This window comes from Halomonas sp. EF61, from assembly GCF_040147045.1.
Classification (GTDB): Bacteria; Pseudomonadota; Gammaproteobacteria; order Pseudomonadales; family Halomonadaceae; genus Halomonas; species Halomonas litopenaei.
Genome location: NZ_JAMSHM010000001.1, coordinates 600,792 through 621,967 on the forward strand (window position 1 = coordinate 600,792; position 21,176 = coordinate 621,967).

The 21,176-nt window shown below is 64.0% G+C and carries 19 protein-coding genes and 1 tRNA gene; 3 read left to right on the forward strand and 17 right to left on the reverse strand.

Annotated features, from left to right (window positions below; all coding sequences use genetic code 11):
- Nucleotides 1-2: 2 nt before the first annotated feature.
- The 11 genes from fkpB to rplU form a co-directional block, all read right to left on the reverse strand.
- On the reverse strand, nucleotides 3-449 hold the full coding sequence (gene fkpB, locus NFI08_RS02520) for an FKBP-type peptidyl-prolyl cis-trans isomerase (RefSeq protein ID WP_045994447.1): 447 nt from the start codon (nucleotides 447-449) through the stop codon (nucleotides 3-5).
- Nucleotides 450-511: 62 nt separating this feature from the next.
- Nucleotides 512-1,018, reverse strand: coding sequence for a signal peptidase II (gene lspA, locus NFI08_RS02525; protein ID WP_231498700.1), 507 nt, complete (start codon nucleotides 1,016-1,018; stop codon nucleotides 512-514).
- Nucleotides 1,019-1,055: 37 nt separating this feature from the next.
- On the reverse strand, nucleotides 1,056-3,902 hold the full coding sequence (gene ileS / locus NFI08_RS02530; protein ID WP_205254697.1) for an isoleucine--tRNA ligase: 2,847 nt from the start codon (nucleotides 3,900-3,902) through the stop codon (nucleotides 1,056-1,058).
- 10 nt (nucleotides 3,903-3,912) lie between these two features.
- On the reverse strand, nucleotides 3,913-4,965 hold the full coding sequence (gene ribF / locus NFI08_RS02535; protein ID WP_349586950.1) for a bifunctional riboflavin kinase/FAD synthetase: 1,053 nt from the start codon (nucleotides 4,963-4,965) through the stop codon (nucleotides 3,913-3,915).
- A gap of 117 nt (nucleotides 4,966-5,082) precedes the next feature.
- Entirely contained in the window at nucleotides 5,083-6,606 is a 1,524-nt protein-coding gene (gene murJ / locus NFI08_RS02540) for a murein biosynthesis integral membrane protein MurJ (protein ID WP_108449285.1), read from the reverse strand.
- A gap of 346 nt (nucleotides 6,607-6,952) precedes the next feature.
- Nucleotides 6,953-7,219 carry a 30S ribosomal protein S20 gene (gene rpsT, locus NFI08_RS02545; protein WP_045994444.1) on the reverse strand — a complete coding sequence of 89 codons (267 nt, stop codon included), beginning with the start codon at nucleotides 7,217-7,219 and terminating at the stop codon, nucleotides 6,953-6,955.
- Nucleotides 7,220-7,563: 344 nt separating this feature from the next.
- Nucleotides 7,564-8,337, reverse strand: coding sequence for an SDR family NAD(P)-dependent oxidoreductase (locus NFI08_RS02550; RefSeq protein WP_045994443.1), 774 nt, complete (start codon nucleotides 8,335-8,337; stop codon nucleotides 7,564-7,566).
- 207 nt (nucleotides 8,338-8,544) lie between these two features.
- Nucleotides 8,545-9,687, reverse strand: a complete 1,143-nt coding sequence (gene proB, locus NFI08_RS02555) for a glutamate 5-kinase (protein ID WP_349586955.1) — start codon at nucleotides 9,685-9,687, stop codon at nucleotides 8,545-8,547.
- A gap of 59 nt (nucleotides 9,688-9,746) precedes the next feature.
- Entirely contained in the window at nucleotides 9,747-10,934 is a 1,188-nt protein-coding gene (gene cgtA / locus NFI08_RS02560; RefSeq protein WP_108133520.1) for an Obg family GTPase CgtA, read from the reverse strand.
- Nucleotides 10,935-11,057: 123 nt separating this feature from the next.
- Complete coding sequence (gene rpmA, locus NFI08_RS02565) at nucleotides 11,058-11,315, reverse strand: 50S ribosomal protein L27 (RefSeq protein ID WP_045994440.1); 258 nt, start codon at nucleotides 11,313-11,315, stop codon at nucleotides 11,058-11,060.
- A 62-nt stretch (nucleotides 11,316-11,377) separates the two neighbouring features.
- Complete coding sequence (gene rplU / locus NFI08_RS02570) at nucleotides 11,378-11,689, reverse strand: 50S ribosomal protein L21 (protein WP_045994439.1); 312 nt, start codon at nucleotides 11,687-11,689, stop codon at nucleotides 11,378-11,380.
- Between the two features lie 287 nt (nucleotides 11,690-11,976).
- Here rplU and ispB point away from each other — a divergent pair, with 287 nt between their 5' ends.
- From ispB to NFI08_RS02585, 3 genes are all read left to right on the forward strand, one after another.
- Nucleotides 11,977-12,975 (forward strand): octaprenyl diphosphate synthase, encoded by a 999-nt coding sequence (gene ispB, locus NFI08_RS02575; RefSeq protein WP_045994438.1) that lies wholly within the window; start codon nucleotides 11,977-11,979, stop codon nucleotides 12,973-12,975.
- 129 nt (nucleotides 12,976-13,104) lie between these two features.
- A tRNA-Pro gene (locus NFI08_RS02580) sits at nucleotides 13,105-13,181 on the forward strand.
- A 205-nt stretch (nucleotides 13,182-13,386) separates the two neighbouring features.
- Nucleotides 13,387-14,013 carry a hypothetical protein gene (locus NFI08_RS02585; protein ID WP_108449249.1) on the forward strand — a complete coding sequence of 209 codons (627 nt, stop codon included), beginning with the start codon at nucleotides 13,387-13,389 and terminating at the stop codon, nucleotides 14,011-14,013.
- Between the two features lie 77 nt (nucleotides 14,014-14,090).
- On the opposite strand, the gene NFI08_RS02590 is transcribed toward NFI08_RS02585, so the two are convergent.
- From NFI08_RS02590 to NFI08_RS02615, 6 genes are all read right to left on the reverse strand, one after another.
- Nucleotides 14,091-15,374: a TRAP transporter large permease gene (locus NFI08_RS02590; protein WP_108449248.1), complete on the reverse strand. Its 1,284-nt coding sequence runs from the start codon at nucleotides 15,372-15,374 to the stop codon at nucleotides 14,091-14,093.
- 1 nt (nucleotide 15,375) lies between these two features.
- On the reverse strand, nucleotides 15,376-15,870 hold the full coding sequence (locus NFI08_RS02595) for a TRAP transporter small permease (protein ID WP_045993609.1): 495 nt from the start codon (nucleotides 15,868-15,870) through the stop codon (nucleotides 15,376-15,378).
- 92 nt (nucleotides 15,871-15,962) lie between these two features.
- Nucleotides 15,963-16,946 carry a DctP family TRAP transporter solute-binding subunit gene (locus tag NFI08_RS02600; RefSeq protein ID WP_071211131.1) on the reverse strand — a complete coding sequence of 328 codons (984 nt, stop codon included), beginning with the start codon at nucleotides 16,944-16,946 and terminating at the stop codon, nucleotides 15,963-15,965.
- Between the two features lie 95 nt (nucleotides 16,947-17,041).
- Nucleotides 17,042-18,001 (reverse strand): C-terminal binding protein, encoded by a 960-nt coding sequence (locus NFI08_RS02605; RefSeq protein ID WP_108449246.1) that lies wholly within the window; start codon nucleotides 17,999-18,001, stop codon nucleotides 17,042-17,044.
- A gap of 228 nt (nucleotides 18,002-18,229) precedes the next feature.
- Nucleotides 18,230-19,015 (reverse strand): IclR family transcriptional regulator, encoded by a 786-nt coding sequence (locus tag NFI08_RS02610; protein WP_071211132.1) that lies wholly within the window; start codon nucleotides 19,013-19,015, stop codon nucleotides 18,230-18,232.
- Between the two features lie 554 nt (nucleotides 19,016-19,569).
- The gene (locus NFI08_RS02615) at nucleotides 19,570-20,733 is read right to left on the reverse strand and encodes a Fic family protein (RefSeq protein ID WP_222517069.1); all 1,164 of its coding nucleotides are present in this window, start codon (nucleotides 20,731-20,733) and stop codon (nucleotides 19,570-19,572) included.
- Nucleotides 20,734-21,176: the final 443 nt, after the last annotated feature.

Here is a 21,176-nt window from a genome sequence, read left to right on the forward strand (position 1 = left end):
GCCTAGTGGGTGGTGGCGGGCTTGACGCCCAGTACCTCGACCTCAAAGGTCAGGGTGCGCCCGGCCAGCGGATGATTGAAATCCACCTCCACCATGTCGCCGTCGATCTCGGTGACCACCCCGGGCAATTCGTCGCCGTTGGCGTCGGCAAAGGACATCACGGTGCCGACCTCGGGCTCGTCGCCGTTGAACACCTCACGCTTCATGCGCTGGATGTTCTGCGGGTTGTGCTGACCGAAGGCGTGCTCGGGACTGACCTCGAAGCTGCCGCTATCGCCGTCGGTCATACCCTTCAACGGCTGCTCGAACCCGGGCGGCAGGTTGCCATCGCCCAGTTGAAAGGTCGCCGGGGCCTTGTCCCGGGTGGAGTCCACCACGGTGCCATCTTCCAGCTTGAGGGTGAAGTGAAGGGTGACTTCCATGCCCTCGTCGATACGGTAGTCGCTCATTGGGATCTCCGAAAGAGTGACGGACCGGCAGGGACCGATACGTCGCTGCCGGCAACAGATAATTAGCCGCGCCGGGCGCGGCGGCGCTCGCCGAAGATCGACTCCCAGATCAGGCCGATGGCGCCCAGGGTAATGCCGATATCCGCCACGTTGAACGCCGGGTAGTACCAGCCCGCCGCGTGAAAGGACAGAAAGTCCACCACGTAGCCGTGCACCAGGCGGTCATAGAGGTTGCCCAGGGCGCCGCCGATGATCAGCGCGAGACACGCCCCCAGCAGCTTTTCGTCACGCCGCAGGCGACGCATCCAGATCGTCAGGCCGACGGTGGCCGCCACCGCGATGGCGGCGAACAGCCAGCGCTGCCAACCGGGGTGATCGGCCAGGAAACTGAAGGCCGCCCCGGTATTGTGCAGAAGCGTCAGATTGAAGAACGGCAGCACCTCCACCGGCGTGGCGTAGGTCAGCGTCTGGCTCATCAGTGCCTTGGTGCCCAGATCGAGCACGACCCAGGCCAGCGCCAGCCACCACCAGCGCAGCGGCTGGCGCATCGGTTCCACCTGTGAACTCATGTGCCCGTCACCCTCCTTGGTCGTGGAATCCGTGGCGTCAGGCATAGTGACGCACCTCGCCCGGACCGTCTGGCAGGTTGCTGACGCAGCGCGAACACAGGTCCGGGTGCTCGGGCAGTGAGCCCACCTCGGGGCGATGGTGCCAGCAGCGCTCGCACTTGGCGTTGTCGCTGGCGCGCACCGCCACCTTGAGCCCTTCGACGTCGGTCTCGGCGGCATCGCCTCCTTGGTCGAGCGGCGCCAGGTGGACCTCGCTGGTCAGCATCACGAAGCGCAGCTCGTCGCCCAGGCGCGAGAGCAGTTCGTCAAGCTCGTCGCTGACGTGCAGGGTCACCTCGGCGGCCAGGCTGCCCTTGATGGTCTTGGCGTTGCGGGCGTCTTCCAGGCACTTGTTGACCGCCTGCTTGACCGTCAGCACCCGCTCCCAGAAGTCACGGCCCATGCTGGCGTCGTCGCTGAGGGTGGACAGGCCAGTGTAGTAGGTCTCCAGTAGCACGCTGCGGCCTTCGGCCAGGCCTTTCTCGCCGGGGATGTTCTCGAAGATCTCCTCGGCGGTGAACGACAGGATCGGTGCGATCCAGCGCACCAGCGCCTGGACCACGTGATAGAGCGCGGTCTGGGCGCTGCGACGAGCCTGGGAGTCGGACTGGGTGGTGTACTGGCGATCCTTGATCACGTCCAGGTAGAAGCCACCCAGTTCCCGCGCGCAGAAGCCGTGCACCTGCTGGTAGACGTCGAGGAAGCGGTACTCGTCGTAGGCCGTCTCGATGCGTGCCTGAAGCTGCGCGGCACGGTCCACCACCCACTGGTCCAGCGCCAGCATGTCGTCGAAGGCCAGGGCGTCACGCTCGGGGTCGAAGCCGTTGAGGTTCGCCAGCAGGAAGCGCGCGGTGTTGCGGATACGCCGGTAAACGTCGGCGGTGCGCTTGAGGATCTCGTCGGACACCGCCATCTCGCCGGAATAGTCGGTGGAGGCCACCCATAGACGCAGGATATCGGCGCCGAGCTTGTCCATTACCTCCTGCGGGGCCACCACGTTGCCCATGGACTTGGACATCTTGCGGCCCTGGGCGTCGACGGTGAAGCCGTGGGTCAACAGGCCCCGGTACGGCGGGTGACCGTCGATGGCGCAGCCGGTCAGCAGCGACGAGTGGAACCAGCCGCGGTGCTGGTCCGAGCCCTCCAGGTACAGATCGGCACGCGGGCCGCTCTGATGGCCGTGGGGGTGCGAGCCGCGCAGCACGTGGCGGTGGGTGGTGCCGGAGTCGAACCACACGTCCAGAGTATCCGTGACCTTGTCGTACTGACTGGCCTCTTCGCCCAGAAGCTCGGCCGGGTCCAGGCGGAACCAGGCGTCGATGCCGTCACGGTCGACCAGGTCGGCGACCTTCTCGGTCAGCTCCACGGTCTGCGGGTGCAGCTCGCCGCTTTCCTTGTGCAGGAAGAACGGGATCGGCACGCCCCAGTTGCGCTGACGCGAGATGCACCAGTCCGGGCGGTTGGCGATCATGCTGTGCAGCCGCGCCTTGCCCCAGCCCGGAGTGAACTCGGTCGCCTCGATCCCTTCGAGCGCACTTTCGCGCAGGGTGCGACCGTCATGGCCAGGGATGTCCATGCCGACGAACCACTGGGCGGTGGCCCGGTAGATCACCGGGGTCTTGTGACGCCAGCAGTGCATGTAGCTGTGGGTGATGGTCTTGTGAGCCATCAGCGCGCCGGCCTCGGACAGTGCTTCGACGATCTTGGGGTTGGCCTTCCAGATCAGCATGCCACCGAACAGCGGCAGGTCGTCGACGTAGACGCCGTCGCCCTTGACCACGCTGATGAAGTCGCTGAAGTCCATGCCGTAGCGACGGCAGGAGTCGAAGTCATCGACGCCATGAACCGGCGCCGAGTGGACGATGCCGGTGCTGCCCTCGTCGCTGGTCACGTAGTCGGCGAGATACATCGGCGCGGTACGCTCATACAGCGGATGATGGAACTCGATCAGCTCCAGCCGTTCGCCACGCGCCGTGGCGATGACCTCACCGCTCAGGCCGAAGCGCTCGAGGCAGCTCTCGACCAGTTCCTCGGCCAGCAGCAACAGCCGCTCGCCGGTGTCGACCAGGGCATAGTTGAACTCCGGATGGACATTCAGCGCCTGGTTGGCCGGGATGGTCCAGGGGGTGGTGGTCCAGATGACCACCGCCGCGGGCTTGGGCAGGCTGTCCAGCCCGAAGGCGGCGGCCAGCTTGGCGTCGTCTGCGCAGGTGAAGGCTACATCGATGGCGTCGGACTTCTTGTCGGCGTACTCGACCTCGGCCTCGGCCAGGGCCGAACCACAGTCGAAGCACCAGTTGACCGGCTTGAGTCCCTTGAACACGTAGCCGCCCTTGACCATGTCGGCCAGGGCGCGGATCTCGCCGCCCTCGTTGGCGTACTCCATGGAGCGGTAGGGATTGTCCCAGTCGCCGACCACGCCCAGACGCACGAAGTCCTGAAGCTGGCCCTTGACCTGCTCGTCGGCGTACTCGCGACACAGCGCCCGGGCCTTTTCAGGCTCCAGGTGCTTGCCATGAGTGGTCTCCACCTTGTGCTCGATGGGCAGCCCGTGGCAGTCCCAGCCCGGCACGTAGGGTGCATCGAAGCCCGCCAGGTTCTTCGACTTGACGATGATGTCCTTGAGGATCTTGTTGACGGCGTGACCGATGTGAATGCTGCCGTTGGCGTAGGGAGGGCCATCGTGCAGCACGAAGACCTCCTGGCCCTGGCGTGCTTCGCGCAAGCGCTGGTAAATGTCCAGCTTCTGCCACTGCTCGACCCGCGCCGGCTCGCGCTTGGGGAGCATGCCGCGCATGGGGAATTCGGTTTCTGGCAGATTCAGAGTGTGCTTGTAGTCGCTCATAGTCCTGGGGTCAGCCGTCGTAATGATCGGCGGGGGCCTGCCCCGCCGGGGAATCCTGGGTTGCGGCCTCGCGCGCACGTGGCGCCGATGCCAGAGGATAAGGTCGTGGGCCGTCAGGGTCCCGGGCAAACACTGCTCGCGCCCGGTCGATGTCGGCATATATCTGGGTCTTCAGCGCGGCGAAGTCCGCGAAGGTCTCTTCACCGCGCAGCTTGGCGCAGGGCACTACCGTCAGGCGTTTGCCATACAGATCCGCCTGCATGTCCAGCAGATGCGCCTCCAGCACCGGACGCGGCGACCCTACCGTGGGCCGCCAGCCGATGTTGACCACCGCGGGATGACGCTGGGACGCCTCGCCATCGCTGCCGCCGTGGATCTCCACCGTCGCCGCATAGACACCGCGCAGCACCAGCGGACCCGGCAGCAGCGGCAGGTTGGCGGTGGGCACACCGATGGTGCGCCCGCGCTGCTGGTCACGCACCACCCGGCCGCTGACGCGGTAAGGCCGGCCCAGCAGGCGCGCCGCCGCCTCGAAGTTGCCACAGGCCAGCAGGGTGCGCACCCGTGTGCTCGACACCCGGTCATCGTCGATGCGAAAGGTCAGGGTGTGTTCGACGCTGAAACCACTGCTGCGGCCGGCTTCGGTCAGCAGCGCAAAATCACCGCGACGATCGCAGCCGAAGCGGAAGTCGTCGCCCACCACCAGATGGCGTACGCCGAGCCCTTCCAGCAACACCCGTTCGATGAATTCTGCCGCCGTCAGCTGGCGCAGCGATTCATTGAACGGCAGACACAGCACCCGATCGACGCCGCACTCCTTGAGCAGGCCGACCTTGTCGCGCAACCGCGTCAGGCGCGGTGGCGCCTGGTCGCCGGCAAAGTACTCGCGCGGCTGGGGTTCGAACACCACCACGGTCACCGGCAGTCCGCTGCGCGCCGCCTCGGCGTGGCACTGCTCAAGGATCGCCCGATGGCCCAGGTGCACCCCATCGAAGTTGCCGATGGTCGCCACCGTGCCACGGTGCTCCTCGCGCAGATTGTGCAGGCCTCGAATTACTTCCATGAGTCGGGTCACACCGAACCTAAAGGGAGTCGATTATAGCGAAGTGCGGGGCGCCGCGTCTTCCCACCGTCTGAAGGCGTCTGGGTGGGCAGCGCCGGTGCCCTCGCAAACCCAGCCCTAACCCTTGAGCCGGAACTGGCGGACTCTGACTCCTGTCAGCCCCAGCCAGGCGAAGTACGCAAGCCCGCCGGCCGCCACTAGTGCTGCCATCCAAAGTGCCCGAGGCATGAGCCCCCAGCCGAGCCACTGGTGCCACTCCGGCGCAAGCAACACAAGCACCAGGCCCATGGCCACACAGCCGCCTCCAAGCTGCACAGCAAAGCGCCCCCAGCCGGGCTGGAAGCGCAGCACGCCCTGCCTGCGCAGCAGCCAGGCCAGCATCCCGGCATTGAGGAAGGCCGACAGTGCGGTGGCCAACGCCAGCCCGGCGTGGGCCAGTGGCCAGATCAGGATCAGGTTGAACACCATATTGGCGACCATCGCGATGATACCGACCTTGACCGGCGTCTTGGTGTCCTGGCGGGCAAAGAAACCCGGCGCCAGCACCTTGATCAGCATGAAGGCGACCAGGCCGAGGGCATAGGCACGCAGGCTCATTGCCGCCATCACGATATCGTTGTCGGTCATGGCGCCGTAGTGGAACAGCGTGATCAACAGCGGCTCGGCCAGCAGCGCCAGCGCCAGCGCCGCTGGCAGCCCCAGCAGCAGCACCGCTCGCAGCGCCCAGTCCAGCATCTGGCTGAAGTGCTCGGTGGACGCCTCGGCGTGGCGCCGCGACAGCGCCGGCAGGATCACCGTACCGATGGCCACGCCGAACACCCCCAGTGGCAGCTCCACCAGGCGGTCGGAATAGTAGAGCCAGGACACGCTGCCCGCCGCCAGCAGCGAGGCCAGGATGGTATCCAGCAGCAGATTGATCTGCGACACCGAGACTCCGAACAACGCCGGCGCCATCAGTCGAAGGATGCGCCGCACGCCCTCGTGGGCGAAGTTGGGCCAGGGCCGGGGCATCAGCCCGAGCCTCACCAGAAAGGGCACCTGAAACAGCAGCTGCGCGGCGCCGGCGATCAGCACGCCCCAGGCCAACGCCATGGCCGGCTCGCTCATCATCGGCGTCAGCACCAGCGCCGCACCGATCAGCGACAGGTTCAGCAGCACCGGGGTGAAGGCCGGTACCGCGAAGCGATTCCAGGTATTGAGCACGCTGCCGGCGAAGGCGGTCAGCGAGATCAACAGCAGATACGGGAACGTCAGCCGAAGCATGTCGGTGGTCAGCGCGAGCTTGTCGGGATCCCGCGCAAAGCCAGGAGCAAACACCCAGGTCAACCAGGGCGCGGCGACGATAGCCAGGGCGGTGATCAGCGCCAGCACCGCCGCCAGGCTACCGCACACCGCATTGAGCAGTTCGCGTATCTCTTCGCGGGTACGGGTGGTCGAGTACTCCGACAGCACCGGCACGAAGGCCTGATTGAAGGCGCCCTCCGCGAACAGCCGACGCATGAAGTTGGGGATCTTGAAGGCCACGAAGAAGGCGTCGGCGCCCTGTCCTGCACCCAGCAGGGTGGCGATCACCACGTCGCGCACCAGCCCCAGCACCCGGGACAGCATGGTCATGCTGCTGACCACCAGCCCAGAGCGCATCAGGCCCCGACGCACGGGCGCCTTGGCGCCCCCCACCGAGGTGCCCGCTCCCTGCTCCAGGGCCTGATCAATGTCCTCATCCGAGGCCTGCTGTCGACGCTCGTCGGTCACATCACTGATTCCTTGCTTGCGGGCTCCCTGCTCAATTCCCGGCTCGTTTGTCCGGCCCTCTTGCCACGCTGACAGTCTCCGCCCTGTGGCTCGCCATCGCCCGGAGAAGGGCGACGAATGGGCACCGGGGCGCCGCGGGTCATCAATTGGCAGGCACAAAAAAAACCGGCCGTAGCCGGTTTTTCGCGTGCGCGACACGGACGCATCCGCGTCACGCCGAAAGCGCGGGACCGGCTTACGCAGCCAGCGCCTTGATGCGCTTGTTCAGACGGCTCTTGATGCGAGCGGCCTTCTTCTTGGACAGGGTGTCCTTGTCGGCGATGCGGTCGATGACCGGCTGTGCCGCCTTGAAGGCGTCCATTGCCTGAGCGTGGTCACCGCTGTTGATCGCCTTGATCACGCGCTTGACGTAAGTGCGGACCATGCTGCGCTGGCCTGCCTTCAGGACACGACGAGATTCTGCCTGACGGGCGCGCTTACGGGCTTGCTTGCTGTTAGCCACTGACTGTCTCCTTGGAGAAAGTTGTCGTCACCGTCGCACGATGACTTGATAACGTATTGATCCAACAGGGAAATAAAAAAATCCCCGTCGGCCTGGCCATCTGGCCGACCGCCATCGCAAGCACTGTCGCGAGGCAATCGTTACGGGCCGTGTCTGAGAGGATGGCGCATCCTATCATGTCAAGGTACTGCGCGCCAGCCTTTTACGGCCTGGCGCGCCTGGCTCACTCCACCGACCCTGTGCCCGGCCAGCGGCGGCCACCGCAGCGGTCATCGCGCCACTTGTCCCAACGCCACGGGCGCCTCAGGTCACCGCAGACGTCGCCGCCGCCATCGCCACTCGAATCACTTCAGCTTCGACTGGATCATCTGCTTGACGAAGCGCTGACGCTCCTGCAGCCGCAGCCCCTGGATCGCCTCCGCCAGATCATGAGCCTCTTCGCCCACGTGCCAGTAGAGCTGACGGCGAGTGCTGATCGCCTGGTAGGCGGCCTCCGCCACTTCCTTCGGGCCCAGCGTGATCTGCTGCTCCGTGCACACCATGGAGTCAGGATTGTTCGAGTTCATCGGTGTATTGATCAGGCCGGGTTCGATGATCCCTACATAGATGCCATCGGACTCCAGCTCGATACTCAGCGACTCGCCCAGCGACGTCACGAACGACTTGGTCGCACCGTACACGCTGAACATCGGCAGCCCGGTGATCGCCGACGCCGACGACGTCAGCAGGATGGCGCCTGCCTCGGACGCCATCACGTAGGGCAGCGCCTCCTTGATGATGTAGATCGTGCCCATGGCATTGATCAGGTTCATCATCTCGTACTTTTCGAGCTCGACGTCCTTGAACAGGCCACTCGCCTGAATCCCAGCATTGGAGTGGACGACATCGATCACTCCACCGCAGACGGTGGCGAACTGCTCGATGGCGTCATGCACACCAGCACGACAGGAGACATCGCACTTGTAGGCAAACAGGTTCGCCTGCCCTTGCGCCTGCAGCTCGTTCAGCGCCTTGACGTTGATATCCAGGCCACCGACCTTGAAGCCCTTCTCCAAAAACAGTTTGACGACCTCAAAGCCGACGCCGGAACCAGCACCCGTTACCAGAATAGACTTCATCGACAACGCTCCCTCTTCTCCAAAGACCGCTGAGACCACGCACCGGGGCACGCTTCAGCTTCAAGGCTCACGCGACAGGACAGATGTCGCGCATGCGCCGCCGACAGCGGCTGCCGTCGGCGGCGCATAAGAGCACGGAGAAAAGACGGGAACCATATCCCTAAAGAGAGGCGCCGGGGGCAACAAGGCGCCTGATACCGACCTGGATCAAGCCAGCACCACAAGATTGTCGCGGTGAATCAGCTCCGGCGCTTCCATATAGCCGAGCAACTCACAGATGCGCCCGCTGGGTTGGCCGAGAATCTTGCGTGCGTCCTCGGCGTTGTAGTTGACCAGTCCCTTGGCGATCCGCTCGCCCTGCTCGTCGACGCACAGCACCATGTCGCCACGCGCGAAGTCACCCGAGGCGGCCTTCACGCCCACCGGCAACAGCGACGAGCCGCTGCTACGCAGCACCCGTACCGCGCCGGCGTCCAGGGTCAGGGTACCGCGCACCTGCAGCTGGCCGGCGAGCCAGCGCTTGCGCGCAGCGATGGGGGCCCGGTCCGGGGTCAACAGGGTGCCCAGCCGCTCGCCATCGGCCAGCCGCTCCAGTACCCGGGGCTGGCGACCGCTGGCGATCACCGTGACCGCCCCGCTGCGCGCGGCCAGGCGCGCCGCGCGCACCTTGGTGGTCATGCCACCGCGCCCCAGGGCGCCGCCGCCGCCGGCCACCGCCGCCAGGCGCGCATCGTCGGCGCGCCCCTCCTCGATCAGCCGGGCGCTGGGGTCATGACGCGGGTCGGCGTCGAACAAGCCCTCCTGATCGGTCAGGATGACCAGCGCATCGGCCTCGAGCAGGTTGGCTACCAGGGCGCCAAGGGTATCGTTGTCGCCAAAGCGGATCTCGTCGGTGACCACGGTGTCGTTTTCATTGATCACCGGCACCACCTTGAGGTCCACCAGCGTGCTCAGCGCCGAGCGCGCGTTGAGGTAACGCTTGCGATTGGACAGATCGTCGTGGGTCAGCAGAATCTGCGCGGTCACCAGGCCATGGCGCCCGAAGTGATTCTCGTAGGTTTCGGTCAGCACGTTCTGCCCCACCGCCGCAGCGGCCTGGAGCTCTCGCACCGATGACGGGCGAGCCCGCCAGCCGAGACGCACCATGCCTGCCGCCACGGCCCCGGAAGACACCAGCACCACCTCGATGCCGCGACTCGCCAGGGCGGCGATCTGATCCACCCAGCCACCGATGGCGGGGTCATCGAGGCCACGCCCGTCGTTGGTCAACAGGGCGCTGCCAATCTTCACCACCACCCGTCGCGCGCTGGACAGGGCGTCACGCCCCGGGACCCGCTCTCCGCTGTGCATCCTTTTCTCGCCCCGCTGCTCTGGCCGAACGGGGAGGCTGTCGACTCCCCTGACGACCGCTATTGAACGTATTCGACCTCGACGTCGTAGTCGTCGTCATCGAGATCGTCATCGTCGTCTTCGTCACGCTTGCGACGACGACCCAGGCGCGCCTCTGTCCTGGCCACCGCCTCATCTTCCATGCGCCGGCGCATCTCCTGCTCGCGCTCCATGGCCTCTTCATCCTCGTTCTCGAGGGTGCGCTGCTCGGTCAGCCAGCGATGGGCCGCCTGCACCAGTGCCTCGGTGCCGACGTTGGAGATCGCCGAGATACGAAAGACCGGGCCTTCCCAGCCGAGTCGACGCACGATCTCGTCGGCGGCAGCCTCGCGCTCGTCCTCGGGCAGCAGGTCGAGCTTGTTGAGCACCAGCCAGCGCGGGCGCTCGGCCAGGGTCGGCGAGAACTCGCCCAGCTCATGGATGATCGCCTCGGCGGCTTCCACCGGATCGGACTCATCGAACGGCGCCACATCCACCACGTGGAACAGCAGGCGGGTGCGCGTCAGGTGCTTGAGAAAGCGCAGCCCCAGGCCGGCACCGTCGGAGGCACCCTCGATCAGCCCCGGCACGTCGGCCATGACGAAGTGCTCGTGCATGCCGAGCTTCACCACTCCCAGGTTCGGCACCAGGGTGGTGAAGGGGTAGTTGGCCACCTTGGGCTTGGCCGCCGACACCGAGCGGATCAGCGTCGACTTGCCGGCGTTGGGCAGCCCCAGCAGACCGACATCGGCCATCACCTTCATCTCCAGGCGCAGGTTGCGCCGCTCACCTTCGGTGCCCGGCGTGGTACGCCGCGGTGCCCGATTGGTGGAGGACTTGAAGTGAATGTTGCCGAGCCCACGGCGACCGCCCTGGGCCACCTGCACCACCTGGCCGATCTCGGTCACGTCGGCGATCACCTCGAGGGTATCCTCGTCGATCACCGTGGTACCCACGGGCACCTTGACGTGGAGATCCTCACCGGCGCGGCCGCTCATCTGGCGACCCTGGCCGGGCTGGCCGTTCTGCGCCTTGTAGAAGCGCTGATACTTGAAATCGATCAGCGTATTGAGGGCATCGTCACCAATCAGGTAGACGCTGCCACCATGGCCGCCATCGCCGCCATCCGGGCCGCCCTTGGGCACGTACTTCTCGCGCCGGAAGCTCAGGCAACCGTTACCTCCGTTGCCTGCCTCCACGATGATCGAGGCTTCGTCGACGAACTGCATCTATCACTCTCCTGGCGGATGCTTTCCACCATGATACAAGAAGGCCCCGCGCTTGGCGGGGCCTTCCGGGGCCTGTCGGCAAGCGAGTCACGCTCGCCGGCGGCCCATGGCGTTCGGGCGGTCTCAGGCAGAGACGACGCTGACGAACTTACGGTTCTTCGGACCCTTGGTCTCGAACTTGACCACGCCTTCGTCCAGAGCGAACAGGGTGTGGTCCTTGCCGATGCCAACACCGGTGCCGGCGTGGAAACGGGTGCCACGCTGACGCACGATGATGTTACCCGGGGTCACGGCCTGGCCGCCGAACAGCTTGACGCCAAGGCGTTTGCTTTCACTGTCGCGACCGTTACGTGTGGAGCCGGCTGCCTTCTTATGAGCCATTGCAAAGTCCTCGCTCGTTGAGGGAATAGTCCGCTACGCATTCGCCCGAGGGCGAGGCGTATTTAGGCAGAAATTCCGGTGATTTTAACTTCGGTGAACCACTGACGGTGGCCCTGACGCTTCATGCTGTGCTTGCGGCGACGGAACTTGATGATAGTCACCTTCTCGCCACGGCCGTGGGCGACGATTTCGGCGCTGACCTTGGCACCCTCGACCAGCGGGGCACCAACGGTGACGTCGTCATCGTTGCCGACCAGCAGAACCTCGTCGAACTCGACGGTATCGCCGGTGGGGATTTCCAGTTTCTCGAGCTTGAGAGTCTGGCCTTCCTGAACGCGGTACTGCTTGCCACCGCTCTTGATCACTGCGTACATGCTGTTTCTCCAGAAACTCATCGGGGTTGGCTCTTGATCGACCTGCTTCGAGTGGCGCCCCTTTTGGCAGCCATCTGACAGGGAGCATGGATGAGTGGGCCGCGTATTATAGCGACACCCTCGCGTGGGCACAACCCGACAACCAGCGTCAAGTGGCGAGACCGGAAAAAACCCCGCGCGAGGCCGCCGCCGGGCGCTAATCGTCTTGACGCCCCCATGGGCGGCCCATAGCATGACCGGCAACCCAAGGCCCACGGCCTCCCTCACCTCCAGTCGAAGCCGCCTTCATGTCAGTCAACGCCACCCCGTCACCATCAGCAGCTCCTTCGCCGATTCACGCGGTGGTCGCCGACGACTTCGCCGCCGTCAACCAGACCATCCTCGACCAGCTCGCCTCGCGCATCCCGCTGGTGGAGACCATCGGCCAGTACATCATCGAAAGCGGCGGCAAGCGTCTGCGCCCTCTGCTGGTGCTGCTGGCGGCACGCGCGCTAGAGTATCAGGGCGATCGTCATATCACCCTGGCGACGCTGATCGAGTTCATGCACACCTCGACGCTGTTGCATGACGACGTGGTCGACGAGTCGCACATGCGTCGCGGCAAGGCCACCGCCAATGATGCCTGGGGCAACGCGCCCTCGGTGCTGGTCGGCGACTTTCTGTATTCGCGCTCGTTTCAGATGATGGTCGAGGTCGGCTCCATGCGCATCATGGAGGTGCTGTCCGCCGCCACCTGCACCATCGCCGAGGGCGAGGTTCAGCAGCTGACCAATGTGGGCAACCCCGACACCGACGAGGCCGCCTACTTCGACACCATCCTCGGCAAGACCGCGATGCTGTTCGAGGCCGCCTCCCACAGCGGCGCCATCCTGGCCGGCGCCGACGAACGCCAGGAACAGGCGCTGGCGCTGTACGGACGCTACCTGGGTCTGGCGTTCCAACTGGTCGACGACCTGCTCGACTACGAGGGCGACGCCAAGGCCATGGGCAAGAACGTCGGCGACGACCTGGCCGAAGGCAAGCCCACCCTGCCGCTGATCCAGGCCATGGCCGCCGGCACCCCCGACCAGACCCGCCTGGTGCGTCGCGCCATCCGCAAGGGGGGACTCGACCACCTCGACGAGGTGCTGGCCATCGTCAAGTCCACCGGCGCACTGGACTACACCCGCCAGAAGGCCGAAGAGATGGCCGCCAAGGCCCTGGCCGAACTCGACCATCTGCCGCCCTCGCCCTACCGCGACAGCATGGCCGAACTGGCCCGCCTGGCGGTGGAACGCAAGACCTGAAAATCACCGGGCAAGTGCCCTCAAGTGACGGGGAAGCAGGAAAAAAGTGGCTGACTTGGGCTCGCGAGGGTTGCATCATCCACACGGATCCGTATACTACGCATCCGTTGAGGGACACACCTCAAACATCGGAGTATAGCTCAGCTTGGTAGAGCGCTGCCTTCGGGAGGCAGAGGTCGTAGGTTCGAATCCTGCTACTCCGACCAAGAATTTAGTAAAGACGGCCACTTAGCTCACACGAGCGGTGGCCGTTTTTCGTTGCACGCCCCCCTTCACCTCCCCACGTCTTGCAAGTCCGTCACCGCTGACCCACTCTTTCTAGATGCTCGGCCCTGCACAATAAAGGCAGCGTCGTACGTGGAGATCATGGACTCGATCTCACTCCCCCTCTTTGCCACAAGGACCTCTCCCATGGAATGGATCTCCAGCCACGGTACCTTTCTGCAATTCATGACCAGCCTCGGCACCTTGGCGGTCTGGATCTTCTACGCTCAGTTGCTCTACGCCGGCTTCCGTCGCCAGCGGCGCCCCAAGGTGGTCATCAATCAGGTGATGGGCTTGTCCACCCAGGGCCGCTGCCTGATCAGCAACATGAGCGCTGAGGGCATCCATATCGAGACCGTCCAGGTGTGGCTGCACGAGAAGTGCGGAATACGCCGCTGCACCGTGTCGGAGGTGGATACCGACGAAAACGGCAACACCCCCACCTCCATCTCCAGGGGTACGCTGCAGGGTCCGCTGCCATCTAACGCCCACCTGGATGCCGGCGAAATCGATAGTCTGGTGCGCCGGGCACGCGCCGCCGACATCGAGGACGAAGACAATACCCTGTGTCAGGGCGAAGACAGCGACTACGTGCTCGAGTTGCTGGTGCTGTACATCTATAGCTCCGCCCCCGGCATCATGGGGGCCAGCCGCTCCTTTGTGTTCGATGACGACGGCCAGGCGCGTCCCCACCATCTGGAAACGCAACAACTCAGGGGCTACCGCGACCGCAAGCGCATGGCGCGCATCTATCGCAACTATCTGGACCGCTGAGGTTCCAGGAAGCACCTTGCCCTGGGCCTGACGATGGCCCAGGGCAAGGCTGCTCCTTCGCCTCCCCCAAGCGGCGGCTAGCCGCTGAACACCGACAGCAATACCAGCGACAGCTGCGGTACGTAGGCGATCACCAGCAAGGTCAGGATCATCACGATCACGAAGGGCACAATGCCCTTGATCACGGTGCCAAGCGAGGCATTGCCGATGCGCGAGGCCACGAACAGGTTGATCCCCAGCGGCGGCGTAATGAAGCCGATGGCCAGGCTGACCACCATGACGATGCCGAAGTGCACTGGATCGATACCCATGGAGGTCGCCACCGGATAGAGAATCGGTGACAGCACCAGAATCGCCGGTGTGGTATCCATGACGCAGCCCACCAGCAGCAGCATTACCAGGATGACCAGCAGCAACACCGCAGGGCTCGACGAGAACTGCAGCATGAAGTCGGCGATTGCCACCGGGATCTGCTCGATGGTCAGGATACGGGCAAAAGTCGAGGCGCAGCCCAGGATCACCATCACCGTGCCGGTGGTGGCGCAGGACCCTGCGATGGTCTTGAAGATATCCCGGGGCGACAGCTCGCGATGGATGAACACCCCACAGACAAAGGCGTACACCGCCGCCACTGCCGCCGCCTCGGTGGGAGTGAAGATGCCCGCGTAGATGCCCCCCAGGATGATCACCGGATTGAGCAGCGCCCACTTGGCCTCCCACACCAGGCACAGGGTCCTGCGCCCATCGAAGGGGGTATCATCGCCCTTCCAGCCCATCTTGCGGGAATAGAAGTAGGCGTAGGTGATCAGCACCAGACCAATCAACAGCCCCGGCAGGACACCGCCAAGGAACATGTTGGAGATCGAGGTGCCGGTGGAGACCCCGTACAGCACCATCGGGATTGAAGGCGGAATGATCACGCCGATACTGCCGGCCGCCGCCACCAGCGCCAGCACGAAGGACTTCGAGTAGCCGGCCTCGAGCATGGTCGGCACCACCATGGACCCCACCGCTGCAACCGTGGCCGGGCCCGAGCCCGATACCGCGGCAAAGAACATGCACACCACCACGGTGACGATGGCAAGCCCCCCGGTGAAGCGACCAAAGAAGGCCGAGGCCACCCCGAGAATCCGCCGCGACACACCGCCGGCCCCCATCAGGTCGCCGGCCAGAATAAATAGCGGTATGGCCATGATCGGAAAGCTATCGGTGGCCGACACCAGGGTCTGGGCCACATAGAGCTCGGACAGGGTGCCGAAGGACAGGATGGTCACCACACAGGACAGACCGATGGCGATGCCCACAGGGACGTTCAGGATCAACAATACGACCAGGCTCACGAACAATACCGTCGCGGTCATCTCACACCTCCTTGTCGTGTACGGCGTCGGGATGCGCAAGCCGCCAGCGAATGCTCTGGACCTGGCGCAGAGTGGTCAGCGCAAAGCCGACGAAAGGCGCCGCGTAGACCACCCACATGGGAACACCGATGGCCGGGGAGGCCTGGCCGAGCATCAGCTGACGCTCAATGACCGCCCAGCTGGTCCAGACCACATAAAGCGCGAAGGCCAGAAACAGCAGATCCCCCAGGATGACCACCCAATGACGCGCCGAGCGCGGGAACAGCTTGAGTGCCGCGTCGATCTTGATATGCCGCATTTCCCGGGCGCCGTAGCTGATCCCAAGATAAATCAACCAGATAAAGAAGTAGCGCGCGAGCTCCTCGGACCAGGACAGCGACGCGCCCATGATGTATCGCATGAACACCTGCACCGCGAGCAATAACGTCATCGCGGACATCAGCGCCACGCAGATCGAGATCTCCGCGTATTCATCGAGCCATCTCACAAGTTTCATCCGCTCTCTCCCTGGCAGCGGGGTGATGACAGAAGTCGGCAAGGCTACAGCGAAGCGCCCGCGTGCGGCGGGCGCCTTCTGGCCTCATCGGGTCATGGCTTCAACAGCTCGTCGAGGTACTCGGGATGCTCCATCTTCGATTTGACCAGCGAATAGATGTCGGCCTCGACGGCGGCATCACGCCACAGCTCCTTCTGCTCCGGGGTAATCTCGGTCACCGTCACCCCCTGATCGGCAAACTTGTCGAGGATCTCGCCTTCCAGCTGCTGGGAGCGCTCGCGCTGGTACGTCGTCATCTCATCGATGGTGGCGTCGAGTGCCTCACGCAGGGAGTCGTCGAGGGCGTTGTACCTGTCGAGGTTCATGAACACCAGGTAGGGCGTATAGACGTGCTGGGTCAGCGACACATGGTCCTGCACTTCCTGGAAGCGATTGCCGTCGATGATGCCCAGCGGGTTTTCCTGGGCGTCCACGGTCCCCTGCTGCAGCGCGGTAAACAGCTCGGTGAAGGCCATCGGTGTCGGATTCGCACCGTAGGCGCGCCAGGCCGCCAGATGGACCTCATTCTCCATGGTCCGCACCTTCATGCCGTCCAGATCTGCCGGCTCGGCCACCACCTTGCCGCTGTCGGTGAAGTTGCGAAAGCCGTTCTCCCAGAACGCCAGCCCCTTGAGGCCCTTGCTTTCCAGCGACTCGAGGAGCTTGTCGCCGACCTCGCCGTCCAGGGCGCTGTAGGTGGCCTCCGTCGACAGGAACAGGAAGGGAGCATCGAACACGTACAGGTCCGCAAACAGCGTGGCCATCGGGCTGGTCGAGGAGATACCGATGTCGATATCACCGAAGATGGTGCTTTCCACCACCACCCTGTCATCGCCTAGCTGGTTATCCGGGAACAGCGTGATCTCGAGCTCGCCGTCGGTCCGCTCTTCAACCAGGCGCTTGAACTCGACACTGGCGTCCTTGGCCGAGGTCGAGGTCACGCTGGACATGCGCAGCGTTTCGGCCTGAGACAGCGCCGGGGTCATCGCCAGTGCCGCGGCGATCAGGGACAGCTTCATTCTGGAGAGTCTTGGCATGAGGTCTTCCTTTATTGGCGTTGTTGGCATTGAAGAGCACGGGCACCAAGGCGCCCGTCGTCACAGCGATCCTGCATCCGCTTCTCGAGGGTTCGTCACGCGAGCCGATTGACGGCCCAGTACACCGCCTCCCCTCTGGCAAAACGCACCGCCTCCTCGGCCACCTTGCGCTTGAGCTCGGCAGCCGCGTCCTCGGAATACCAGGCCATGTGCGGTGTGATCAGACAGCGTGGCTGGGCCCACAACGGGCTATCGGGTTCCAGCGGCTCCCGTTCGGTGGTGTCGAGTCCTGCCCCGGCGACGTGACCGGAGGCGAGCGCCTCGGCCAGTGCCACCTCGTCGATGATCCCGCCTCGTGAGGTGTTGACCAGAAAGCCCCCGGGCTTCATCGCGGCCAGTGCCCCTGCGTCGATCAGGTGACGGATATCCTCCGTCAGCGGGCAGAACACCGCCACCACGTCGGCCCGGCCGTAGAGCGAATCAAGTTCGACGGCTTCGATATAGTCGGTGCCATCCTCGGCACTGGGGCGGTAGAAGGCGTCGTAGCCGATGACGCGGAAACCGAGGGCGTTGACTTTCCGAGCGTACAGTCGACCAATCCGCCCCAGGCCGATCAGACCCACCGTCTGAGTCGACTGCCGCCGCAATGGAATGGCCTCGACGTAGTCCCAGCGACCCTGGTGACAGGCAAGGTTCATCGGCACCAGCTTGCGCGTGAGCGCCAGCGTCAGCGCCAGGGCATGGTCGGAGACCTCGTTCATGCCGTAGTCAGGTACGTTGCATACCTGCACCCCGGCGTCGGTAGCCGCCTCGAGGTCCACGTTATTGACGCCGACACCGTAGCGCACGATCAGCTTGAGTCGTGGCAGTGCCTCGAGCACCCGACGGGTGAAGGGGGCGTACTGGTTGAGCGCGATGTCCACGTCAGTAAGCTGATCGACCAGATCCTGCTCGCTGCGACAGGCCAGCATCGGTGCGTCGAATCCGGCGGAAGCCAGGATGTCCTGCTCGATGTCATGATCGGCGTGATCCAGATCGGAGAAGACAATGTTCATGGCAGGTGTCCTTTTCAAGATCCCAGGCAACCACTGTCCGCAGGCGGAACGGCCTCTCTGACATCGTCAGAGACAGGTGATGCCAGCATCATCGGTGGTCCATTCATGTCATCCCCGGCGCTGCAGGGGCCGGTATCGACCAATACGTCCATCTCACGCTCCAGCGTGGGCGGTGGCTGCCAGGTACAGAGCGCCACGCGCGACCGCGCATGGACGCGATGCTGCTTGCTAACTTTCACCACGAAGGGCCCGCGAGATGGTGTCGGCGGTGCGTTTGACCTGGGGGCCCAAGGCTGCCATGCGGTCTCTCGGCATAAAGCTGATGACACTGGTGACACTGACGGCGGCCACGGCGTTATCGACATGATTCTTGACCGGTGCCGAGACACAGCGGATGCCGTACTCGTTTTCTTCCCAGTCGAAGCTCCAGCCGCGCACGTCGGCTTCCTTCAGATCGCGACGGACCTCCGCGAATGACTTGAGTGCAGGAGCATCCTCGCGAGGCCTGGCTACCCGCTGCACGGCGGCATAGTAGGCGGGCCAGCTGGAGGGATCCTTCGATGCCAGCATTGCCTTGCCCAGGGCAGTGGCCAGCGCCGGCATGCGCCCTCCGGTGCGCGAGCGCATCTCAAGAGTCCGCTTGCCCGGCAACTTGCACAGGTAGAGCACATCACCACCGTCGAGCACCCCGAAGTGCACGGTATCCCGCGTCTGTTCGGCCAGCGCCTCCAGGTACGGCCTGGCAATATCGACCAGGGGCTGCTGCTCCGCCGCCCGTTCACCCAGCTCGATCAACTTCGCCCCGAGGTAGTAACCCTTGTAGGGCACCTTGTGCAGGTAGCCGTCTCTGACCAGGCAGGACAGGGAACGGGCCACCGTACTGCGGGGGAGCTGCATCGCCTGGGACAGCGCCTTGATCGTGGAAATACCACGCCCGACGCACTGCAGCACTTCGAGCCCTCGACTCAGGGTCTGGGTGCCGGAGCGGTCTTTTGGGGGAATCAGTTCATCCATGGCGCCTCCTTGATTCATCCCATTCAAGGCAAGGCCCCATACACGGTCAAATAGTCAACCAATCCACCACATAGTGAGTCACTTGAATAAGTAACTAACGGAAACAGCAACAAAAAACCGCCAACTTCGTGAAAGTGGCGGTAGCAGAAAAAACAACGTCTCACCGATCAGTACGAAATCGCCGACATCTCTTGCAAGACATCTCCTGATGACTCAACCAAGGTCGATATCAGCTCGGGCAATGATGCGCACTTCAGGCAATTTATTTAGCTTGAGGGAACCGTCTTTACTCCTACACCTTTCATCCAGGTGACGCTTACACCGGCTGATGCTTGAACTCAGGGTCACCAGTGGTGCGCTTGAGCGGAGTCGAAGAAAAAAAATGTGGCGGTCTCAACGAGTTACTATCGCTATTGGGGAAAGGCCAAGCTAGCTGTCGGCAACGTGCCTTACCGAGGTCGAGAGGGCGGCACCCCGTCCTACCGTTACCCGCAACCGCGGGGCTCAGCAGTATGGCTCGGCACTCCTTCTCCTCGTGTCATTACAGCGGACACCTACTCCCCGCTGTCCTGATGAAACCGTTCCGGTACCTGATAGCGCGTGCTGCGGCCACCTCCTGGAAGCTTCACCAAGCAACCCTTCTCGACCAGCCCAGCGAGATGACGGGTGGCAGTTGCCTTACTGACCTTGGCGACTTTCTGGTACTGCGACGCACTGATGCCGTGCTCGAAGCCTCTCTCACCGCCATCCAGCAGGCGGTTCAACACCTTCACCTGCTCAGGCAACAGGCCGGCCGCCCTGAAGTGCTGCCAGAAACGGGCCTTGGCCAACGTCCGATCGACCTTCCCCAGGACATCCAACAAGGTGGCATCCAGCGTCTCCAGGAACCAGACAAGCCAGGCCGTCAGGTCAGGCGTGCCACACTGGTTCGCTTCCAGGCGCCGATAATAGTCAGCGCGGCGCTCCAGGATGGCAGCCGACATGGCATACAGGCGGATACTCTGCTGATCCGCCTGCGCCAAGGCGCGATCAGCGATAGCCCGGGCAATTCGACCATTGCCGTCTTCAAATGGATGCAGTGTTACAAACCAGAAGTGTGCCAGGCCCGCTCGAACCAGGGGATCCAACTCGGGGTCATGACGGCTGGACGCGAACCAAGTGAGGAACTGATCAACCTCATGTTCCAACCCCTCTCGCGGCGGCGCTTCGAAATGCACCTTGGGTCGATCGAGGCGACCCGAGACCACCTGCATGGGCTCCACTCCGCGCCACTGCCCGGGCCTTAACGTCGTAAGCCCCGCGTCAGCATCAGGGAACAACCACCGATGCCACTGAAACAGCCTGGTGGTGTCCAGCGGCGTGTCAGGCTTGAAGGTGGCATCCAGCATCAACTCCGCCAGGCCTTCAGCACGTGGTGAGGTAGCCCCCTCCGGCTCCTCCACACCAAGGCGTCGGGCCAAGGAAGAGCGAACTGACACCACGTTCAGACGCTCTCCCTCGATGGCCGAAGAGGTAACGATGCTCTGCAGTAGCGTATCCAGGGCGGCTCTTGCCTCAGCGTCCTGGTCATCCGCGGATGTCAGAGCCCACGAGCGTCCCAGCAAGATGCCGAGATCCCTCCAGCATGCCTGGACCCGCGGCTGAATCTCGGCCGCGTGCCAGGTGAAGTTCGGCCAGTCAGGATGCTGCCAGATCCATGTCGAGGCGTGATCGGTCATGCCAGGCCTCCAAGAAGGCGGAGGAGCCGAATGACAACGGTATTCGACTCGCATTGTGAGCCGAATAATGATTGGTTTCGGCTCAGCTGGCAAGTCTGGGAGTCATAAGGCCTCGGCGACCATGAGGACAGGTTTCAGATCAGGCCACCCAATCCAAAGGTGGTCAAAGGTGGCCCTCATGGCGGCCCGGGGAGCGATGCCCCGCTGCATGAGGCGGCGTGCCGTCCACGAATACAGGGCATGGGTAAGACCGGCCAATAGCCCCAACAGCAAGCCGTGGATCAGGTCCGATCGGCGGATGGCCTATGGATAACGCGACACGGCGTACTTCTTCCTGAAGATCCGCGCCGCATTTCCCGGCAAAATGCGATGAACCCAAAAAAAGCCCCCGAGTCTCCTCGGGGGCTGCTGTGCTGACCGCCTGTTCAAAGGGGTCTGCCATC

Coding starts and splice junctions, on each gene's coding strand:
- fkpB (WP_045994447.1), bottom strand. CDS start 449: ATGAGCGACTACCGTATCGACGAGGGCATGGAAGTCACCCTTCACTTC.
- lspA (WP_231498700.1), bottom strand. CDS start 1,018: ATGAGTTCACAGGTGGAACCGATGCGCCAGCCGCTGCGCTGGTGGTGG.
- ileS (WP_205254697.1), bottom strand. CDS start 3,902: ATGAGCGACTACAAGCACACTCTGAATCTGCCAGAAACCGAATTCCCC.
- ribF (WP_349586950.1), bottom strand. CDS start 4,965: ATGGAAGTAATTCGAGGCCTGCACAATCTGCGCGAGGAGCACCGTGGC.
- murJ (WP_108449285.1), bottom strand. CDS start 6,606: ATGCGCTCTGGGCTGGTGGTCAGCAGCATGACCATGCTGTCCCGGGTG.
- NFI08_RS02550 (WP_045994443.1), bottom strand. CDS start 8,337: ATGAAGTCTATTCTGGTAACGGGTGCTGGTTCCGGCGTCGGCTTTGAG.
- proB (WP_349586955.1), bottom strand. CDS start 9,687: ATGCACAGCGGAGAGCGGGTCCCGGGGCGTGACGCCCTGTCCAGCGCG.
- cgtA (WP_108133520.1), bottom strand. CDS start 10,934: ATGCAGTTCGTCGACGAAGCCTCGATCATCGTGGAGGCAGGCAACGGA.
- rpmA (WP_045994440.1), bottom strand. CDS start 11,315: ATGGCTCATAAGAAGGCAGCCGGCTCCACACGTAACGGTCGCGACAGT.
- rplU (WP_045994439.1), bottom strand. CDS start 11,689: ATGTACGCAGTGATCAAGAGCGGTGGCAAGCAGTACCGCGTTCAGGAA.
- ispB (WP_045994438.1), top strand. CDS start 11,977: ATGTCAGTCAACGCCACCCCGTCACCATCAGCAGCTCCTTCGCCGATT.
- NFI08_RS02585 (WP_108449249.1), top strand. CDS start 13,387: ATGGAATGGATCTCCAGCCACGGTACCTTTCTGCAATTCATGACCAGC.
- NFI08_RS02590 (WP_108449248.1), bottom strand. CDS start 15,374: ATGACCGCGACGGTATTGTTCGTGAGCCTGGTCGTATTGTTGATCCTG.
- NFI08_RS02595 (WP_045993609.1), bottom strand. CDS start 15,870: ATGAAACTTGTGAGATGGCTCGATGAATACGCGGAGATCTCGATCTGC.
- NFI08_RS02600 (WP_071211131.1), bottom strand. CDS start 16,946: ATGCCAAGACTCTCCAGAATGAAGCTGTCCCTGATCGCCGCGGCACTG.
- NFI08_RS02605 (WP_108449246.1), bottom strand. CDS start 18,001: ATGAACATTGTCTTCTCCGATCTGGATCACGCCGATCATGACATCGAG.
- NFI08_RS02610 (WP_071211132.1), bottom strand. CDS start 19,015: ATGGATGAACTGATTCCCCCAAAAGACCGCTCCGGCACCCAGACCCTG.
- NFI08_RS02615 (WP_222517069.1), bottom strand. CDS start 20,733: ATGACCGATCACGCCTCGACATGGATCTGGCAGCATCCTGACTGGCCG.